Origin of the sequence: Paracoccus sp. DMF (assembly GCF_004407025.1) — a bacterium.
In the GTDB taxonomy this organism is placed as follows: Bacteria; Pseudomonadota; Alphaproteobacteria; order Rhodobacterales; family Rhodobacteraceae; genus Paracoccus; species Paracoccus aminovorans_B.
Genome location: NZ_SOKV02000012.1, coordinates 62,859 through 78,017, shown reverse-complemented (window position 1 = coordinate 78,017; position 15,159 = coordinate 62,859). Strand labels below are relative to the sequence as shown.

Below are 15,159 nucleotides of genomic sequence, written 5' to 3'. Positions count from 1 at the left end.
CCGGTTCCGCATGTCCGCTTGCTTATGCCCGGCGAATGCGCAATCTAGGCGCCGTTGCGATGAAAGGGCCGAGACCATGCTGGACGTGAACGCGAAACCGACCGAGGAAATCGACCTGCGCGAGGTCTTCGGCCTTGACAGCGACATGAAGGTCAAGGGCTTTGCCGAGCGCACCGACCGCGTGCCCGAGATCGACACCACCTACAAGTTCGACCCGGACACCACGCTGGCGATCCTGGCTGGCTTTGCCTACAACCGCCGGGTGATGATCCAGGGCTATCACGGCACCGGCAAGTCGACCCATATCGAGCAGGTCGCCGCGCGGCTGAACTGGCCCTGCGTGCGGGTGAACCTGGACAGCCACGTCAGCCGCATCGACCTGATCGGCAAGGACGCGATCAAGCTGGTGGACGGCAAGCAGGTCACGGTGTTCCACGAGGGCATCCTGCCTTGGGCGCTGCGCAACCCGACCGCCATCGTCTTCGACGAATACGACGCCGGCCGCGCCGACGTGATGTTCGTGATCCAGCGCGTGCTGGAGGCCGACGGCAAGCTGACGCTCTTGGACCAGAACGAGGTCATCACGCCGAACCCCTATTTCCGCCTGTTCGCGACGGCGAACACCGTGGGCCTGGGCGACACGACCGGCCTCTATCACGGCACGCAGCAGATCAACCAGGGCCAGATGGACCGCTGGTCTCTGGTCTCGACGCTGAACTACCTGTCGCATGACGCCGAGGCCGCCATCGTGCTGGCCAAGAACCCGACCTACAACACCGAGAAGGGCCGCAAGATCATCAACCAGATGGTGACGCTGGCCGACCTGACGCGGACCGCCTTCATGCAGGGCGACCTGTCCACGGTGATGAGCCCGCGCACGGTGATCGCCTGGGCGCAGAACGCGCGGATCTTCGGCGACAACGTGGGCTATGCGTTCCGGCTGACCTTCCTGAACAAATGCGACGAGCTGGAGCGGCAGACGGTGGCCGAGTTCTACCAGCGCCTGTTCGACGAGGAACTGCCGGAGAGCGCGGCGGTCAAGGCGGGCTAATGCCCGCCCTTGATCTCGTTCAGGGCCGCCATCGCCAGAAAACCTGATCGGGTCAGCCCCAACTGACCCGCCGCCGTATCAATCGCCTCCAGCGTCCCGGCATCCAGGCTGACATTCACCCGGCGCTGCCGCGTGCTGCGCCTGACATGCGGCACGGCGATCAGAAATGCCCCTGCCGCCAGCTCCTCGGCGCATTCCGCGGCGATATCGCGCAAGGACCCCGGTGCCGTAACGGGCTGGTCCTCGAACCACAATTCAATGGCCTCGACCGCATTGGGCAGGATGTCGTTTTCGGCATCCGCAGCCGAAAAGCAGCCCGGCAGGTCCGGAAAACGGATGCCGAAGGCGCTGTCCTCATCCTTTTCCACCAGCGCAAGATAGGTTTTCATTCGCCCTCCAGCCAGCCTGCCATGCGCGCGATGCTGCGCGCGGTTCCAATCGGCAGATCCTTTTTCGGATGCGGCACGATGACTGTCCGCGCATCCTTGCGGAACTTGTGATGCGAGCCCCTGATCGAGATCAGGGCCCACCCCTCGGCCTCCAGCCGTCTCACAATGTCCCGGCTGCTCCGCAGGATCTCCATATGTGTATTTATGTGCGCACGCCACTTTCCGTCAAGACCTCTCGACAGAGGCGACAATCTGTCCCAGAAACGAGTCATGAAAAAATCCGACAACCCCGCCGATCCGTTCAAGAAGGCCCTGACCGAGGCCACCCGCGCCATGGCCGAGGAGCACGAGCTGAACGTGACCTTCAGCGCCGACCCCTCGGGCGTCAGCGGCGACACCATGCGCCTGCCGCAGGTCAGCCGCCGCATGACCCGCGACGAGGTGCTGCTGGCGCGCGGAACGGCGGATGCGCTGGCGATGCGGCTGCGCCACCACGACGCCTCGACCCATGCGAAATACGTCCCGGCCGGGCCGATGGCGCGCGACCTCTACGAGGCGATGGAGACGGCGCGCTGCGAAGCCCTGGGTGCGCGCGACATGCCCGGCGCGCTGTCGAACATCGACGCCAAGCTGGGCCAGGAGGCCGAGCGCAAGGGCTATGGCCAGATCAAGGCCCCGGCCGATGCGCCGCTGGCCGTCGCCGCGGGCTATCTGGTGCGGCAGGCGGCGACGGGCCGCACCCTGCCCGGCCCGGCGCAGCATGTCGCCGACCTGTGGCGCCCCTTCGTCGAGGAACAGGCCGGCGCCGATCTGGACCAGGTGCGCGAGGTGCTGGCCGACCAGGCCGCCTTCGCGCGGCTGGCGCGCAAGGTGATCTCGGATCTCGGCTATGGCGACCAGCTGGGCGAGGACCCGGACGAGCCGCAAGAGGACGAATCCGACGAGAGTGCCGAACAGGACGAGGAGGCCGGCGACAACCAGTCCCGCGACCAGAACCCCGACGACGAGGCCGAGGCCAGCCCCGAGCGCAGCCAGGACCAGACGCAGGAGGAGCGTCAGGCCCAGGTCAGCATGGACGACCAGTCGGACGAGGAAATGGCCGACGAGGCCGAGATGTCCGAGGCCGACACGCCGCCCGACCTGCCGCCTCCGGTCAGCGACGCGAGCCCCGACTACAAGGTCTATACCCAGGAATTCGACGAGGAGATCCGCGCCGAGGACCTGGCCGACCCGGCCGAGCTGGAGCGGCTGCGCGCCTATCTCGACAAGCAGTTGGAGCCGCTGCGCGGCGCGGTCTCGCGCCTGGCGAACAAGCTGCAGCGCCGCTTGCAGGCGCAGCAGAGCCGCAGCTGGGAGTTCGACAAGGAAGAGGGCGTGCTGGATGCCGGGCGCCTGGCGCGCGTGGTGGCGAACCCCACGACGCCGCTGAGCTTCAAGGTCGAGAAGGACACCGAGTTCCGCGACACGGTGGTGACGCTGCTTCTGGACAACTCGGGCTCGATGCGCGGCCGGCCGATCAGCATCGCCGCGATCTGCGCCGATGTGCTGGCGCGGACGCTGGAGCGCAGCCAGGTCAAGGTCGAGATCCTGGGCTTCACCACCCGGGCCTGGAAGGGCGGGCAGAGCCGCGAGAAATGGCTGGCGGCCGGGCGGCCGGCGCAGCCGGGGCGGCTGAACGACCTGCGCCATATCATCTACAAGGGCGCCGATGCGCCCTGGCGGCGGGTGCGGCCGAACCTGGGCCTGATGATGAAAGAGGGGCTCCTGAAGGAAAACATCGACGGCGAGGCGCTGGAATGGGCGCATCGCCGGCTGGTGCGGCGGCCCGAGCAGCGCCGGATCCTGATGGTGATCTCGGACGGGGCGCCGGTGGACGATTCGACGCTGTCGGTCAACCCGGCGAACTTCCTGGAAAAGCACCTGCGCGACGTGATCGCCATGATCGAGAAGAAGAAGCATGTGGAACTCTTGGCCATCGGCATCGGCCATGACGTGACGCGCTATTACCAGCGCGCCGTCACCATCACCGATGCCGAGCAGCTGGCCGGCGCCATGACCGAGCAGTTGGCCGCGCTGTTCGAAAGCGACCCGCGCAAGCGCGCCCGGGCCATGAACCTGCGCCGGGCCGGCTGAGCCTGTCCTTTCCGCCTGCTTGATTGCGCCCCCGTCCCGTGCGACCACTCCTCCGGGACGGGTATTGTTGCGGGTTTTCAGGTGCTCAAGATTGGTTTCTTCATCCCCGAGTTTCCGGGCCAGACGCATATCTTCCTGTGGCGCGAGCGGCAGGCGCTGGCCGAACTGGGGATCGAGGCCGACCTGGTCTCGACCCGGCCGCCGCCGCGCAAGGTCGCCTCGCATGCCTGGGCCGCCGAGGCGCAGGGGCGGACGCGCTATCTGATGCCGCTGCAGGGCGGTGCGCTGGGAATCGTGACGGAGTTCCTGCGCTCGGGGCCCGGCGGCTGGGCGCGTGGCTTCGGCGCGGCGCTGACGGCCGAGGCGCCGGGGCTGAAGGGCCGGGCGCGGATGCTGGCGCTGCTCGCCATGGGCGCGCGGCTGAAACGCATCGCCCGCGAGCAGGGCTGGAGCCATGTCCATGTCCACAGCTGCGCCGACAGCCTGAACATCGCCATGTTCGCCGAGCGCCTGGGCGGCCCCAGCTACAGCCTGACGCTGCACGGCCCGACCTTGGAGGGCTACGGCCCGAACCAGCGCCAGAAATGGCGCCATGCCCGTTTCGCGACCATCATCTCACGCCTGCTGATGGGCGTGGCGCAGCGCGACATCGGCCCGGACCTGCCGGCGGTGGTGAATATCGCGCCGATGGGGGTGGACCTGTCGCAGATCCGCCGCGCCGCGCCCTGGCAGCCGCCGGCGCCGGGCGAGCCGCTGCGCCTTTTCTCTTGCGGCCGGCTGAACGCGGTCAAGGGCCACGACCACCTGATCCGCACGGTCGAGATCTTGCGCGCGCAAGGCATCGACGCGCGGCTGGACATCGCCGGCGAGGATGAACAGGGCGGCAGCGGCTACCACCGCCATCTCGACGCGCTGATCGCCGAGAAGGGCCTCGGCGATGCCGTCACGCTTCTGGGCGCGGTCAGCGAGGACCGGGTGCGCGCGGGGTTGGAGCGTGCGCATGTCTTTGCTCTCGCCAGCCTGAACGAGGGCATCTCGGTCGCGATCATGGAGGCGATGGCGATGGAAATGCCGGTGGTCGTCACCGATGTCGGTGGCAATCATGAGCTGATCGCCTCGGGGCAGGACGCGATCCTGGTGCCGGCCGAGGCGCCCGAGGTGATGGCCGAGGCGATCGCCGGGCTTTACGCCGACCCCGAGGGTGCGCGCCGGCTGGCGCAAGCCTCGCGCGCCAAGGTCGCGGCCGAGTTCCACCACCGCCGCAGCGCCGAGGCGGTGGCCGACGGGCTGGCCCGCACCGTGCCGGGCGCGCGCGAGGCGCTGGAACGCAGCCCCGCGCGGGGGTAAGACGGGCAGGCCAAGACGACAGGACAGCCCCAGGACAACCCCATGTTTCAGACCTATGACAGCGATTCCAACCCGGCCCTGCATCCGCCCCGGCTGGAGGCGCTGCGGCGCGAACTGGCGGCGCGCGCGCTCGACGGCTTCCTGGTGCCGCGCGCCGATGCGCATCAGGGCGAATATGTCGCGGCCCGGGACGCGCGGCTGGCCTGGCTGACCGGCTTCACCGGCAGCGCGGGCTTCTGCATCGTCACCCCGGACCGCGCCGGCGTCTTCATCGACGGCCGCTACCGCGTGCAGGTCAAGGCCGAGGTCGACGCCGCCGCCTTCATCCCGGTGCCCTGGCCCGAGACGAAGCCCGCCGCCTGGCTGCGCGACGCCCTGCCCGAGGGCGGCCGCATCGGCTATGACCCCTGGCTGCACAGCCGCGCCGAGATCCGCACGCTGGAACAGGGCCTGGCCGGCTCGGGCATCGCACTGATCGCGGTCGAGCACAATCCGGTCGATGCGATCTGGCAGGGCCAGCCCGAGCCGCCGGTGGGCGCGGTGCGGCTGTGGCCCGATGCCGTGGCGGGCGAAAGCGCCGCCGACAAGCGCGCCCGCATCGCCGCCGGCCTGCGCGCGGCGGGCCAGCGCGCGGCGGTGCTGACCCTGCCCGACTCGCTGAGCTGGCTTCTGAACATCCGCGGCGCGGACGTGCCCAGGAACCCGGTGGTGCAGGGCTTCGCCATCATCGAGGACAACGGCCATGTCGCGGTCTTCGCCAATCCGGCGAAATTCGGCGCCGAGGTGCGGGCGGCGCTTGGCAACGCGGTCTCGGTCCTGCCGCCCGAGGCGCTGATCCCGGCGCTGACCAATCTCTCCGGTCCCGTCCGGGTCGATCCGGCCAGCGCGCCGGACCAGGTCTTCACGCTGATCGAAAGCATGAACACCCCCATCGCCGAAGGCCCCGACCCGGTCATCCTGCCGAAGGCGCAGAAGAACCCGGCCGAGATCGCCGGCATGCGCGAGGCGCATCTGCTGGACGGCGCGGCGGTGACCGAACTGCTGCATTGGCTCGACAGCCGCGCCCCGCAGCTGGACGAGCAACCGCTGACCGAGATCGGCGTCGCGGAAAAGCTCGAGGCGCTGCGCCGGGCGCGCGGCATCCTCGACATCAGCTTCGACACCATCGCGGCCACCGGGCCGCATGCCGCGATCCCGCATTACCATGTCAGCCGCGCCAGCGACCTGCGCATCCTGCCCGGCCAGGTGCTGCTGGTCGATTCCGGCGGCCAATATGCCATGGGCACCACCGACATCACCCGCACCCTGCCGATGGGTCCGGTCGATGCCGCCGTGCGCCGGCCCTATACACGGGTGCTGCAAGGCATGATCGCGGTGTCGCGGGTGCAATTTCCGCAAGGGGTCGCGGGCTGCCACATCGACGCGCTGGCGCGCGCGCCGCTCTGGTCCGAGGGCATGGACTACGACCACGGCACCGGCCACGGCGTCGGCGCGGGCCTGTCGGTGCACGAGGGGCCGGTGCGGATCTCGCGCATCTCCGAGATCCCGCTGGCCGCCGGCATGATCCTGTCGAACGAGCCCGGCTATTACCGCGAGGGCGCATTCGGCATCCGCATCGAGAACCTGATCGTGGTCGAGCCGCGCGAAAGCGCCGACGGCCGCGCCATGCTGGGCTTCGAGACCCTGACCTTTGCCCCGATCGACCGCCGGCTGATCGACCCCGCGCTGCTGTCGCAGGACGAGCGCGCCTGGCTCGACGCCTATCACGCCGAGGTCTTCGACAAGATCGCGCCGCTGGTCCCGGAGGCCACCCGCGACTGGCTCTATCTGGCGACCCGGCCGCTGGGCGCCAGCGCCTGACGGCCGCCCGGCCTGGCGCTTTCACCGTTTTTCAAATACTCCGCCGGCGCCGAGGCCGGACGGCACGATTTCTTTGCTCCTGAAATACCCCTGCGACAGCGCATCCGGGCGCGGCCACAGGAGTATTTGGAAAACGGTGAAGCGGCAGGGGCTAACCCGGCGCCGCCCGGCGGGTGGCGCGGTTGCCGGGGTATTTGGGGGAGCAAAGAAGGCCGAGGTGGGGTGCTGGACCCCTCGGCTCAGTCTTCGTCGAGGCTTTCCCGGGCGGCCTGCGGGTGGCGGCGGCGCCAGGCCACCGAGCTGATGAAGGCCATGCCGATAAAGCAGGCGCCCAGAAGGCCGGTCACGGCCTCGGGGATCGGGCGCAGGGTCTGGACGAACATCAGCACCGAGAGCACCAGGATCGACCAGAAGGCGCCGTGCTCGAGATAGCGAAAGGCGGCCAGCGTGCCGCGCTCGACCAGCATCACCGTCATCGAGCGCACATACATCGCGCCGATGCCCAGGCCGATGGCGATCAGGAACAGGTTCTGCGTCAGGGCAAAGGCGCCGATCACGCCGTCGAAGCTGAAGGAGGCATCCAGCACCTCGAGATAGAGGAAGGCGCCGAGGCCGCCGCGCGCCATGTCGCCCGAGGTCGGCCCGCCGCCCCAGCGGTCCAGCACATGGCCCAGCATGTCGACGCCGAGATAGGTGATGACGCCCCAGATCGCCGCGATGATGAAGGTATGTTCGCTGGCATCGGGCAGCCAGTGCAGGATCGCCAGCATGCAGATCAGCACGAAGCCGATCTCCATGCCGCGGATCTCGCCCAGGCGGCGCAGGAAGGATTCGACGCCCTTGATCCAGTCGACATCCTTGGCCTCGTCGAAGAAATAGTTCAGCGCCACCAGCATCAGGAAGGCGCCGCCGAAGGCCGCGATGGGCAGATGCGCCTGGTGGATGATCTCGGAATATTCCTGCGGCCGGGTCGCGGCCAGGCGCAGCGCCTGCCATGGCGCGAGGCGGGCGGCGATGACGACGACGAGCAGCGGAAAGATCACTCGCATGCCGAAGACCGCGATGACGATGCCCCAGGTCAGGAAGCGGTGCTGCCATTTCGGCGTCATCTGCTTCAGCTTCTGCGCGTTCACGATGGCATTGTCGAAGGACAGCGAGATTTCCAGCACCGCGAGGATGGCCGCGATCAGGAAGAAGCCCAGCGCGCCCGTGCCGGTGCCGCTGTATTGCCAGCCCAAGGCCGCTGCCAGCGCCAGGCCGATGCCGGTCACGATGAAGGGCCAGGTCATGTAGCTGAGGGTCGATCTCATCCGGGCTGTCCTTGTGCGGCGGTTGGCCAAGTCATAGGCTCTGCCACAACGGCGGGCAAGGCAAGGCCCGCTTTGGAGGTGCTCGATGCGGTTCCGGCGCTATGCGGTCTATCACCTGCCCGGCGGTGCGCTTGGCGATTTCGGCAGCGCTTGGCTGGGCTGGGATGCGCGCCACGGCCTGGTGCATCTGCGCCCGGACGGCCTGCCGCCCGAGGCCGAGACTCTGACCGAGGTGCCGCGCCGCTATGGCTTTCACGCCACGCTGAAGGCGCCGTTCCGGCTGGCCGAAGGCCGCGGGCCCGAGGAGCTGGCCCTGGCCCTGCGGCTGGCCTGCGACCACCTGGCACCCTTTGCGCTGGATCTGGAGCCGCGCATCGACTGGGGCTTCCTCGCGCTGCGCCCGCGCCAGCAGCCGCCCGAACTGCTGGCGCTGGAATCGGCGCTGGTGACGCGGCTCGACGCCTTTCGCGCGCCCCTGACCGGGGCCGAGCGCGACCGCCGCAACCCGGACGCCCTGCCGCCGCAGGCCCGCGCGCATCTGGACCATTGGGGCTATCCCTTCGTGCTGGACATGTTCCAGTATCACCTGACGCTCTCGAACCAACTGGCCCTGCCCCAGGCCGAGGCGCTGCGCCTGGCCCTGGCGCCGCATCTGGCGCCGCTGATCGCCCGGCCCATGCCGGTCGAGGCGGTGGCGCTGATGGGCGAGGCCGAGGACGGTTTCTTCCACCTGGTCGAGGACGTGCCCTTGCGTGGCTAAAGCCAGTTTTTCCACTTCAGCACCAGGAAGGTGACGACGGCCGAGCCGACCATCAGCCCCAGCGCCATGGGAAAACCCCAGTCGAGCTCCAACTCAGGCATATGGGTGAAGTTCATGCCGTAGATGCTGGCGATCAGCGTCGGCGGCAGGAACAGCGCCGCCACCACCGACAGGATCCGCACCCGGTCGTTCTGTTGCAAGCCGATCATGCCCATGGTCGCATCCACCGTCATGGCGATGCGCGAGCCCAGGAAATCGGCATGCACCTCCAGCGCCTGGATGTCGCGTTGCAGCGCGGCATGCTGCGGCCGCAGGCGGCTGCTTTCCGGCTGATGCGCCGAATTCGCCGCGTGATAGGCGAGGATGCGGTCCATCGACAACAGGCCCATGCGCACCCGGCTCATCAGCTCGGCCTGCTGACCCACCGTCACCAGCGAGACCTGCAGCGACGCCGCATCGCCGGCCGCGGTCATGGTCAGCACCTTGGCCGCCGTCGCGTCCAGCGCGCGCGCCACGCCCTCGGACAGGTCGGCGAGCCGGCCGATGATCTCCTCGATCAGCCCCAGGAAGACCCGCGCCGGCGAGCCGCAGCCGCTGCTCGAGCGGTCGGCGCGGGTCGGGAAGGTCTCGAAGGGGCGCGGGGCGTGGTGGCGCACGGTGACCAGCCGGTGCGCGTCGACGATGAAGCTGACCGGCATGGCGACCTGGGTGCCGTCCGGCAGTTGCCCCGGCAGCACGGCGGTCATGTAGATGGTGCCGTTGTCGGTGTAGAGCCGGTTCGAGATCTCGATCTCTTCCATGTCGGCCAGGGTCGGGATCTCGTATCCCAGCGCCGCGACCGCGCGAACCTGGGAATCGAGCGGCCGGTAGAGGTCGATCCACAGCGCCTCGTCCAGGGGCGCGCCCTCGGGCAGCGGCAAAAGCCCGGCGCCCCGACTGATATGGCTGTAAAGCATCCGTCGAACCCCTTCGCGCCCAAGGTGAAAGCGCCGGCCGGCCGGGTCAGTTCACCCGGTCGGGCAGCGCCCTGCCCTCGTCGAAGGCCAGCAGATTGTTCATCGCCCGCATGGCCATCGCGGTGCGCACCTCTTCGGCAGCGGTGCCCAGATGCGGCAGCAGGGTGACGTTCTCCATGGTGCAAAGTTCGGGCGCCACCTTCGGCTCGAACTCATAGACGTCGAGCCCGGCGCCACCGATGCGGCCCGCCGCCAGCGCCTCGACCAGGGCCGCCTCATGGACCACGTCGCCGCGGGCGATATTGACCAGGATGCCGCGCGGCCCCAGCCGCTCGAGTTCGGACGCGCCGATCAGGTGCCGCGTGCCGGCGCCGCCCGGCACCGCCACCACGGCGAAATCCGACAGCGCCAGCAGCTCGTCCAGGTCGCCGACCTGCCGCGCCGGGAAATCCAGCGCCGAGACGGCCGAGCGGTTGTGGAACACCACCTCCATGCCAAAACCGAAATGGCAGCGCCGGGCGATGGCCTTGCCGATCCGGCCCATGCCGATGATGCCCACGGTCTTGCCCGAGACATGCCGGCCCAGAAGCTGCGTCGGCTGCCAGCCGGTCCAGGCGCCGCGCCGCAACAGCCGCTCGCCCTCGCCGGCGCGGCGGGCGGTCATCAGGATCAGCGTCAGGGCGATGTCGGCGGTGGCCTCGGTCACCGCGTCGGGGGTATTGGTCACGGCGACCCCGGCCGCGGCGGCGGCGGCCACGTCGATGTGGTTGTAGCCGGCGCCGAAATTCGCCAGCAGGCGACAGCGCGGCGCCTGGACGAAGGCCTCGGCGATGAAGCGGTCGCCCAGCGTCGGCACGATCGCGTCGTAATCGGCCAGCGCCTGCGCCGCCTCCTCGGGCGAAAAGCCGGTGTCGCGGTCCAGGATCGTGGTTTCGAACCGCGCCTTCAGCGCCTGTTCCGCCGCATCGGTCATGCGGCGCGTCACCAGAAGTTTCATCGACCTGTCCCCCTCACTTCCCCAGTTCGCGGCCGCGCGCCGCGGCGGCGGCCACGGTGCGGCGCATCAGCGGCGGCAAGCCGGTCTCGGCGTCCATCAGCTCGCGCAGTCCCGCCGCCGTGGTGCCGCCGGGCGAGGTGACGTTCTCGCGCAGCTTGGCGGGATCCTGGTCCTCGGCCACGGCCAGGGCGCCGGCGCCGGCGACGGTGGCGCGTGCCAGCGCCAGCGACAGCTCGGGCGACAGGCCCTCGGCCACGCCGGCCGCCGCCATGGCCTCGATCATGTGAAAGACATAGGCCGGGCCCGAACCCGACAGCGCCGTCACCGCATCCATCTGCGATTCGTCCTGAAGCCGCACCACGCGGCCGACCGCGCCCATCAGCGCCTCGGCCAGGTCCATCTGCGCCGGGCCGGCCTTGGCGTTGCCGATGATCGCGGTGATGCCCTGGCCGATGGCCGCCGGGGTGTTCGGCATCGCCCGCACCACGCTCGATGCCGGAAACGCCGCCTCATAGGCGGCGATCGTCACCCCCGCCGCGACCGAGACGACCAGCGTATCGGCCCCGACCGCCAGGCGCGGCAGCACATCCGCCATCATCTGCGGCTTCACGGCGATCACCAGCACGGCGGGGTGCTCCGGCAACTTTCCGTTTACGGAAATACCCAGATCCGACAGTTCCGCCCGGGGATTCGGGTCCAGCACATGCACCGAACCCGCCGCGAGCCCGTTCTTCAGCCAGCCGTCCAGCAGCGCGCCGCCCATGCGGCCGCAGCCGACCAGCACCAGCCCGCGCGCGTTCACATCCGAAAAATCCATGCCCTGCCCCCTGCCTGCCCCGCGCCTCGCGGCGAAAATCAGGCGCGACCGTAGGCCTCGGACAGGGCGATGTCCATGGCCGCCTCGGGCGAGGCATCGCCCCAGCAGGCCAGCTGGAAACAGGGATAGAAGCGCTCGGCATTCTCGACCGCGTTGCGGATCATCTGGTCGATCTGCGACGGCAGGGCGATGGCCTCGCCGGCCAGCACCAGGCCGTAACGCCAGACCATCAGCTTCTGCGGCGCCCAGAAGGTGAAGCCGCCGTCCCAGACCTGGTCGTTGGCCAGGTTCAGCACCTCGTAGAGCGCCGGCAGCTTCTCGGCCGGCGGGTCCATGTCGAAGGTGCAGATCAGCCGCAGCACCTCGTCGCGGCCCGACCAGGCCAGGGTGATGGAATAGCTGCGCCATTGCCCCTCGACCGCCATGGCGATCTGGTCCTCGGCCAGCCGGTCGAAATCCCATGCGTGATGGGCGGCGACCGTCTCGACGATATCGATGGGATGGATGTCCTCGCTGTGGATGAAATCCAACTGTGCCATGTCCTGTCCCCCTGCCTGACTGCGGGTCAGAGTTATCCCCAACCCTTTGTGGCCCGGACTACACCCGGCGTGCCTTGCCCGGTGCGCCCACCATATATCGTGGTGCGGTTCCATGAGGGTGTAAAGCGAAAATTCCGTTACCGGTGCCGGGCCGGCGCTTGACCCCAGCACGCGGCCGGGCTTCAACCGGCGCCGGAAACGGCGGGAGGGCGACGGATGCGGGACCATGGCGGCGACATCGACCGGGCGGCGGGCCGCTTTGGCGGGGGCGACTGGATCGACCTGTCGACCGGGATCAACCGCCGGCCCTGGCCGGCCGGACCGCTCTCCGCCCATGCCCTGACGGCGCTGCCGACCGAGGCCGACAGGACCGCGCTGCACGCCGCGGCCGCCGGCCGATTCGGCTGCCCGGCGGATCAGGTGCTGGCGCTCGCCGGCGCCTCGGCGGCGATCCAGCTTCTGCCGCATGTGCTGATGGGCCATCGCGCGGCGGTGCTGTCGCCGACCTATAACGAACACGCGGCCAGCCTTGCCGCCGCCGGCTGGCAGGTGCAGCAGGTCACCGACCCGCTGCGGCTGGCCGCCGCCAATCTCGCGGTGATCGTGAACCCGAACAATCCGGACGGGCGCAGCTTCACCCCCGCCGAGATCGCCGAGATCGCCGGCATGGTCACGCATCTGGTGGTGGACGAAAGCTTTGCCGATGCCCGGCCCGACCTGTCGGTCGCAGGCCGACGGCCGGCGAATGTGACCGTGCTGCGCTCGTTCGGCAAGTTCTGGGGCCTGGCCGGGCTGCGGCTGGGCTTTGCCCTGGGCGAGGCCGACCTGCTGGCCCGGCTGGCGCAGCGCGCCGGACCCTGGAGCGTCTCGGGCCCGGCGATCCAGATCGGCACCCAGGCGCTGGCGGACGACGCCTGGCACGCCGACACCGTGACCTGGCTCTCCGAGGCGGCGCTGCATCTCGACCAGATCGTAACGCCGCATTGGCCGCTGGTCGGCGGCACGCATCTGTTCCGGCTCTACCAGACGCCCGACGCCACGGCGGCGCAGGGCCGGCTGGCCCGCGCCGGGATCTGGAGCCGGATCTTTCCCTGGCATCCGCGCTGGATCCGCCTCGGCATCCCCGGCAGTCGCGAGGAATTCGACCGCGTGGCGGCGGCGCTTTAGAGCAGCCGGTTGACGTGGCCCATCTTGCGACCGGGGCGCGCCTCGCCCTTGCCGTAAAGATGCAGCTGCGTGCGCGGGCGCTTCAGCAGTTCAGGCAGGCGCAGGATGTCGTCGCCGATCAGGTTCTCCATCTCGACATCGGCATAGCGCTGGCCGTCGCCCAGCGGCAGGCCGGCAACGGCGCGGATATGCTGCTCGAACTGGTCCACGGCGCAGCCCGCCTGGGTCCAATGCCCCGAGTTATGCACCCGCGGCGCGATCTCGTTCACCACCAACCCTTGCGGCGTCACGAACAGCTCGACACCCATGACGCCGACATAATCCAGCGCATTGACGATCTTCGCCGCCATCAGCACCGCATCGGTCAACAGGCTGGCCGGCAGGCCGCAGGGCACGGTGGTGGTGCGCAGGATGCCCTCGCGATGCACGTTCAGGCCGGGATCATAGGCCGCGACCTGGCCGTCGGCGCCGCGTGCGACGATAACGCTGATCTCGGCCGAGAACTCCACGAACCCCTCCAGCACCGAAGGCGCGCCCGTCCAGTCGCGCTGGCCCACATCGGAAAACCGGACCTGGCCCTTGCCGTCATAGCCCATGCGCCGGGTCTTCAGGATCGCGGGCACCCCCAGCGCCGCCAGCGCGGCGGGCAGATCGGCCTCGGTTTCGACATTGCGATAGGGCGCGGTGCGCAGCCCGATGCCCGCCAGGAAATCCTTCTCGGTCAGCCTGTCCTGCGACACCGCCAGCGCCCGGCGATTGGGCCGGATCGGGCGCAGCGATTCCAGCAGGTCCAGCGCCGAGGTCGGCACGTTCTCGAATTCATAGGTGATGACATCGACTGCGTCGGCGAATGCCCGCAGCGCCGCCTCGTCCTCATAGGGCGCATTCGTCACCCGATGCGCCACGTCGCCGGCGGGGGCCGCGCCCGGCTCGTAGACATGGCAGCGGTAGCCGAGGCGACTGGCCGCGACGGACAGCATCCGCCCCAGCTGGCCGCCGCCCAGGATGCCGATCACCGATCCTTGCGGCAGTTCACTCATCTTTCGGCTCCTCGGGAATGGAATCGCTCAGCGCCTGGCGCCAGGCATCCAGCCGCGCCGCCAGATCGGGATCCGCAATCGCCAGGATGCCCGCCGCCATCAGCCCGGCATTGGCCGCGCCAGCGGCGCCGATCGCCATGGTCGCGACCGGATAGCCCTTGGGCATCTGCAGGATGGAATAAAGCGAATCGACGCCGGACAGCGCCTTGGTCTGCACCGGCACGCCGATCACCGGCACCCGGGTCTTGCTGGCCATCATGCCCGGCAGATGCGCCGCCCCGCCGGCGCCGGCGATGATGACCCGCAGGCCCCGCGCCACCGCCGTCTTGCCGTAATCCCACAGCCTGTCGGGCGTGCGATGGGCGCTGACGATGCGCGCCTCGTAGCCGATGCCCAGCTCGTCCAGGATCGCGGCCGCCTCGCGCATGGTGGGCCAGTCGGACTGGCTGCCCATGATGATTCCGACGGGTTTTTCCATCATCGCCCCCTTTTTTCCCGCCCTAGCGCGGGCAGGGCCGGGATGCAATCAGGCGATGATGTCGGGGGTCAGCTCGTCCTCGAGCCGGGCGATGCGGTCCTTCAGCACCAGCTTCTGCTTCTTCAGCCGCTGCAGCGTCAGCGAATGGGTCAGCGACTGGCTGACCAGCGCGGCGATGGCCTCGTCCAGGTCGCGATGTTCGCGACGAAGCACCTCGAGCCGGGCGCGCGCGATCTCTTCGTGGGACATCTCGTGTTGGGCGTTCATGTCGGGCCTCGGGCTGGACTCGATTGGTTATAACGCACCGATACCGCG

Annotated in this window: 16 protein-coding genes; 6 read left to right on the top strand and 10 right to left on the bottom strand. The window is 69.3% G+C overall.

The window, feature by feature from the left end:
• Positions 1–76 precede the first annotated feature (76 nt).
• Positions 77–1,051 (top strand): cobaltochelatase subunit CobS, encoded by a 975-nt coding sequence (gene cobS / locus E3D03_RS09360; protein ID WP_018000870.1) that lies wholly within the window; start codon positions 77–79, stop codon positions 1,049–1,051.
• Here cobS and E3D03_RS09355 read toward each other — a convergent pair.
• Positions 1,048–1,440, bottom strand: a complete 393-nt coding sequence (locus E3D03_RS09355) for a type II toxin-antitoxin system HicB family antitoxin (RefSeq protein ID WP_263566733.1) — start codon at positions 1,438–1,440, stop codon at positions 1,048–1,050. The two genes, cobS and E3D03_RS09355, sit on opposite strands and share 4 nt — an antisense overlap.
• A complete protein-coding gene (locus tag E3D03_RS09350; protein WP_198019311.1) occupies positions 1,437–1,634 on the bottom strand; it encodes a type II toxin-antitoxin system HicA family toxin in 198 nt (65 codons plus the stop codon). The genes E3D03_RS09355 and E3D03_RS09350 overlap by 4 nt, the downstream gene beginning before the upstream one ends.
• A 76-nt stretch (positions 1,635–1,710) precedes the next feature.
• Here E3D03_RS09350 and cobT point away from each other — a divergent pair, with 76 nt between their 5' ends.
• The 3 genes from cobT to E3D03_RS09335 all read left to right on the top strand — a co-directional run bounded on the left by cobT (position 1,711) and on the right by E3D03_RS09335 (position 6,780).
• Complete coding sequence (gene cobT, locus E3D03_RS09345) at positions 1,711–3,573, top strand: cobaltochelatase subunit CobT (protein ID WP_263566732.1); 1,863 nt, start codon at positions 1,711–1,713, stop codon at positions 3,571–3,573.
• A gap of 81 nt (positions 3,574–3,654) precedes the next feature.
• Positions 3,655–4,920: an exopolysaccharide biosynthesis GT4 family glycosyltransferase EpsE gene (gene epsE / locus E3D03_RS09340; RefSeq protein WP_263566731.1), complete on the top strand. Its 1,266-nt coding sequence runs from the start codon at positions 3,655–3,657 to the stop codon at positions 4,918–4,920.
• A gap of 42 nt (positions 4,921–4,962) precedes the next feature.
• Positions 4,963–6,780 (top strand): aminopeptidase P family protein, encoded by a 1,818-nt coding sequence (locus E3D03_RS09335; RefSeq protein ID WP_263566730.1) that lies wholly within the window; start codon positions 4,963–4,965, stop codon positions 6,778–6,780.
• A 239-nt stretch (positions 6,781–7,019) separates the two neighbouring features.
• Here E3D03_RS09335 and E3D03_RS09330 read toward each other — a convergent pair whose 3' ends face one another.
• On the bottom strand, positions 7,020–8,090 hold the full coding sequence (locus E3D03_RS09330) for a DUF475 domain-containing protein (protein WP_263566729.1): 1,071 nt from the start codon (positions 8,088–8,090) through the stop codon (positions 7,020–7,022).
• Positions 8,091–8,175: 85 nt separating this feature from the next.
• On the opposite strand from E3D03_RS09330, the gene E3D03_RS09325 reads away from it, so the two are divergent.
• Entirely contained in the window at positions 8,176–8,850 is a 675-nt protein-coding gene (locus E3D03_RS09325; protein WP_263566728.1) for a DUF1045 domain-containing protein, read from the top strand.
• On the opposite strand, the gene E3D03_RS09320 is transcribed toward E3D03_RS09325, so the two are convergent.
• From E3D03_RS09320 to E3D03_RS09305, 4 genes are read right to left on the bottom strand one after another with little or no spacing between them, the layout of a single operon-like run.
• Positions 8,847–9,806, bottom strand: a complete 960-nt coding sequence (locus tag E3D03_RS09320; RefSeq protein ID WP_263566727.1) for a magnesium transporter CorA family protein — start codon at positions 9,804–9,806, stop codon at positions 8,847–8,849. The genes E3D03_RS09325 and E3D03_RS09320 overlap by 4 nt on opposite strands.
• Before the next feature lie 46 nt (positions 9,807–9,852).
• On the bottom strand, positions 9,853–10,803 hold the full coding sequence (locus tag E3D03_RS09315; protein ID WP_263566726.1) for a 2-hydroxyacid dehydrogenase: 951 nt from the start codon (positions 10,801–10,803) through the stop codon (positions 9,853–9,855).
• Between the two features lie 13 nt (positions 10,804–10,816).
• Complete coding sequence (gene proC / locus E3D03_RS09310) at positions 10,817–11,620, bottom strand: pyrroline-5-carboxylate reductase (RefSeq protein WP_263566725.1); 804 nt, start codon at positions 11,618–11,620, stop codon at positions 10,817–10,819.
• A 38-nt stretch (positions 11,621–11,658) separates the two neighbouring features.
• Positions 11,659–12,159, bottom strand: coding sequence for a YbjN domain-containing protein (locus tag E3D03_RS09305; RefSeq protein ID WP_263566724.1), 501 nt, complete (start codon positions 12,157–12,159; stop codon positions 11,659–11,661).
• A 216-nt stretch (positions 12,160–12,375) separates the two neighbouring features.
• On the opposite strand from E3D03_RS09305, the gene cobD reads away from it, so the two are divergent.
• The gene (gene cobD / locus E3D03_RS09300; RefSeq protein ID WP_263566723.1) at positions 12,376–13,326 is read left to right on the top strand and encodes a threonine-phosphate decarboxylase CobD; all 951 of its coding nucleotides are present in this window, start codon (positions 12,376–12,378) and stop codon (positions 13,324–13,326) included.
• Here the strand turns inward: cobD and E3D03_RS09295 are convergent.
• From E3D03_RS09295 to E3D03_RS09285, 3 genes are read right to left on the bottom strand one after another with little or no spacing between them, the layout of a single operon-like run.
• Complete coding sequence (locus E3D03_RS09295) at positions 13,323–14,366, bottom strand: 5-(carboxyamino)imidazole ribonucleotide synthase (RefSeq protein WP_263566722.1); 1,044 nt, start codon at positions 14,364–14,366, stop codon at positions 13,323–13,325. The two genes, cobD and E3D03_RS09295, sit on opposite strands and share 4 nt — an antisense overlap.
• Positions 14,359–14,847, bottom strand: a complete 489-nt coding sequence (gene purE / locus E3D03_RS09290; protein WP_263566721.1) for a 5-(carboxyamino)imidazole ribonucleotide mutase — start codon at positions 14,845–14,847, stop codon at positions 14,359–14,361. The genes E3D03_RS09295 and purE overlap by 8 nt, the downstream gene beginning before the upstream one ends.
• A 45-nt stretch (positions 14,848–14,892) precedes the next feature.
• Positions 14,893–15,111, bottom strand: a complete 219-nt coding sequence (locus E3D03_RS09285; RefSeq protein ID WP_018000856.1) for a YdcH family protein — start codon at positions 15,109–15,111, stop codon at positions 14,893–14,895.
• Positions 15,112–15,159 lie beyond the last annotated feature (48 nt).

Excerpts from the sequence above, each read along its gene's own strand:
- E3D03_RS09295 (WP_263566722.1), bottom strand. The coding sequence starts at position 14,366 with ATGAGTGAACTGCCGCAAGGATCGGTGATCGGCATCCTGGGCGGCGGC.
- E3D03_RS09305 (WP_263566724.1), bottom strand. The coding sequence starts at position 12,159 with ATGGCACAGTTGGATTTCATCCACAGCGAGGACATCCATCCCATCGAT.
- E3D03_RS09350 (WP_198019311.1), bottom strand. The coding sequence starts at position 1,634 with ATGGAGATCCTGCGGAGCAGCCGGGACATTGTGAGACGGCTGGAGGCC.
- purE (WP_263566721.1), bottom strand. The coding sequence starts at position 14,847 with ATGATGGAAAAACCCGTCGGAATCATCATGGGCAGCCAGTCCGACTGG.
- cobD (WP_263566723.1), top strand. The coding sequence starts at position 12,376 with ATGCGGGACCATGGCGGCGACATCGACCGGGCGGCGGGCCGCTTTGGC.
- E3D03_RS09285 (WP_018000856.1), bottom strand. The coding sequence starts at position 15,111 with ATGAACGCCCAACACGAGATGTCCCACGAAGAGATCGCGCGCGCCCGG.
- cobT (WP_263566732.1), top strand. The coding sequence starts at position 1,711 with ATGAAAAAATCCGACAACCCCGCCGATCCGTTCAAGAAGGCCCTGACC.
- cobS (WP_018000870.1), top strand. The coding sequence starts at position 77 with ATGCTGGACGTGAACGCGAAACCGACCGAGGAAATCGACCTGCGCGAG.
- proC (WP_263566725.1), bottom strand. The coding sequence starts at position 11,620 with ATGGATTTTTCGGATGTGAACGCGCGCGGGCTGGTGCTGGTCGGCTGC.
- E3D03_RS09320 (WP_263566727.1), bottom strand. The coding sequence starts at position 9,806 with ATGCTTTACAGCCATATCAGTCGGGGCGCCGGGCTTTTGCCGCTGCCC.
- E3D03_RS09315 (WP_263566726.1), bottom strand. The coding sequence starts at position 10,803 with ATGAAACTTCTGGTGACGCGCCGCATGACCGATGCGGCGGAACAGGCG.
- E3D03_RS09330 (WP_263566729.1), bottom strand. The coding sequence starts at position 8,090 with ATGAGATCGACCCTCAGCTACATGACCTGGCCCTTCATCGTGACCGGC.
- E3D03_RS09335 (WP_263566730.1), top strand. The coding sequence starts at position 4,963 with ATGTTTCAGACCTATGACAGCGATTCCAACCCGGCCCTGCATCCGCCC.
- E3D03_RS09355 (WP_263566733.1), bottom strand. The coding sequence starts at position 1,440 with ATGAAAACCTATCTTGCGCTGGTGGAAAAGGATGAGGACAGCGCCTTC.
- E3D03_RS09325 (WP_263566728.1), top strand. The coding sequence starts at position 8,176 with ATGCGGTTCCGGCGCTATGCGGTCTATCACCTGCCCGGCGGTGCGCTT.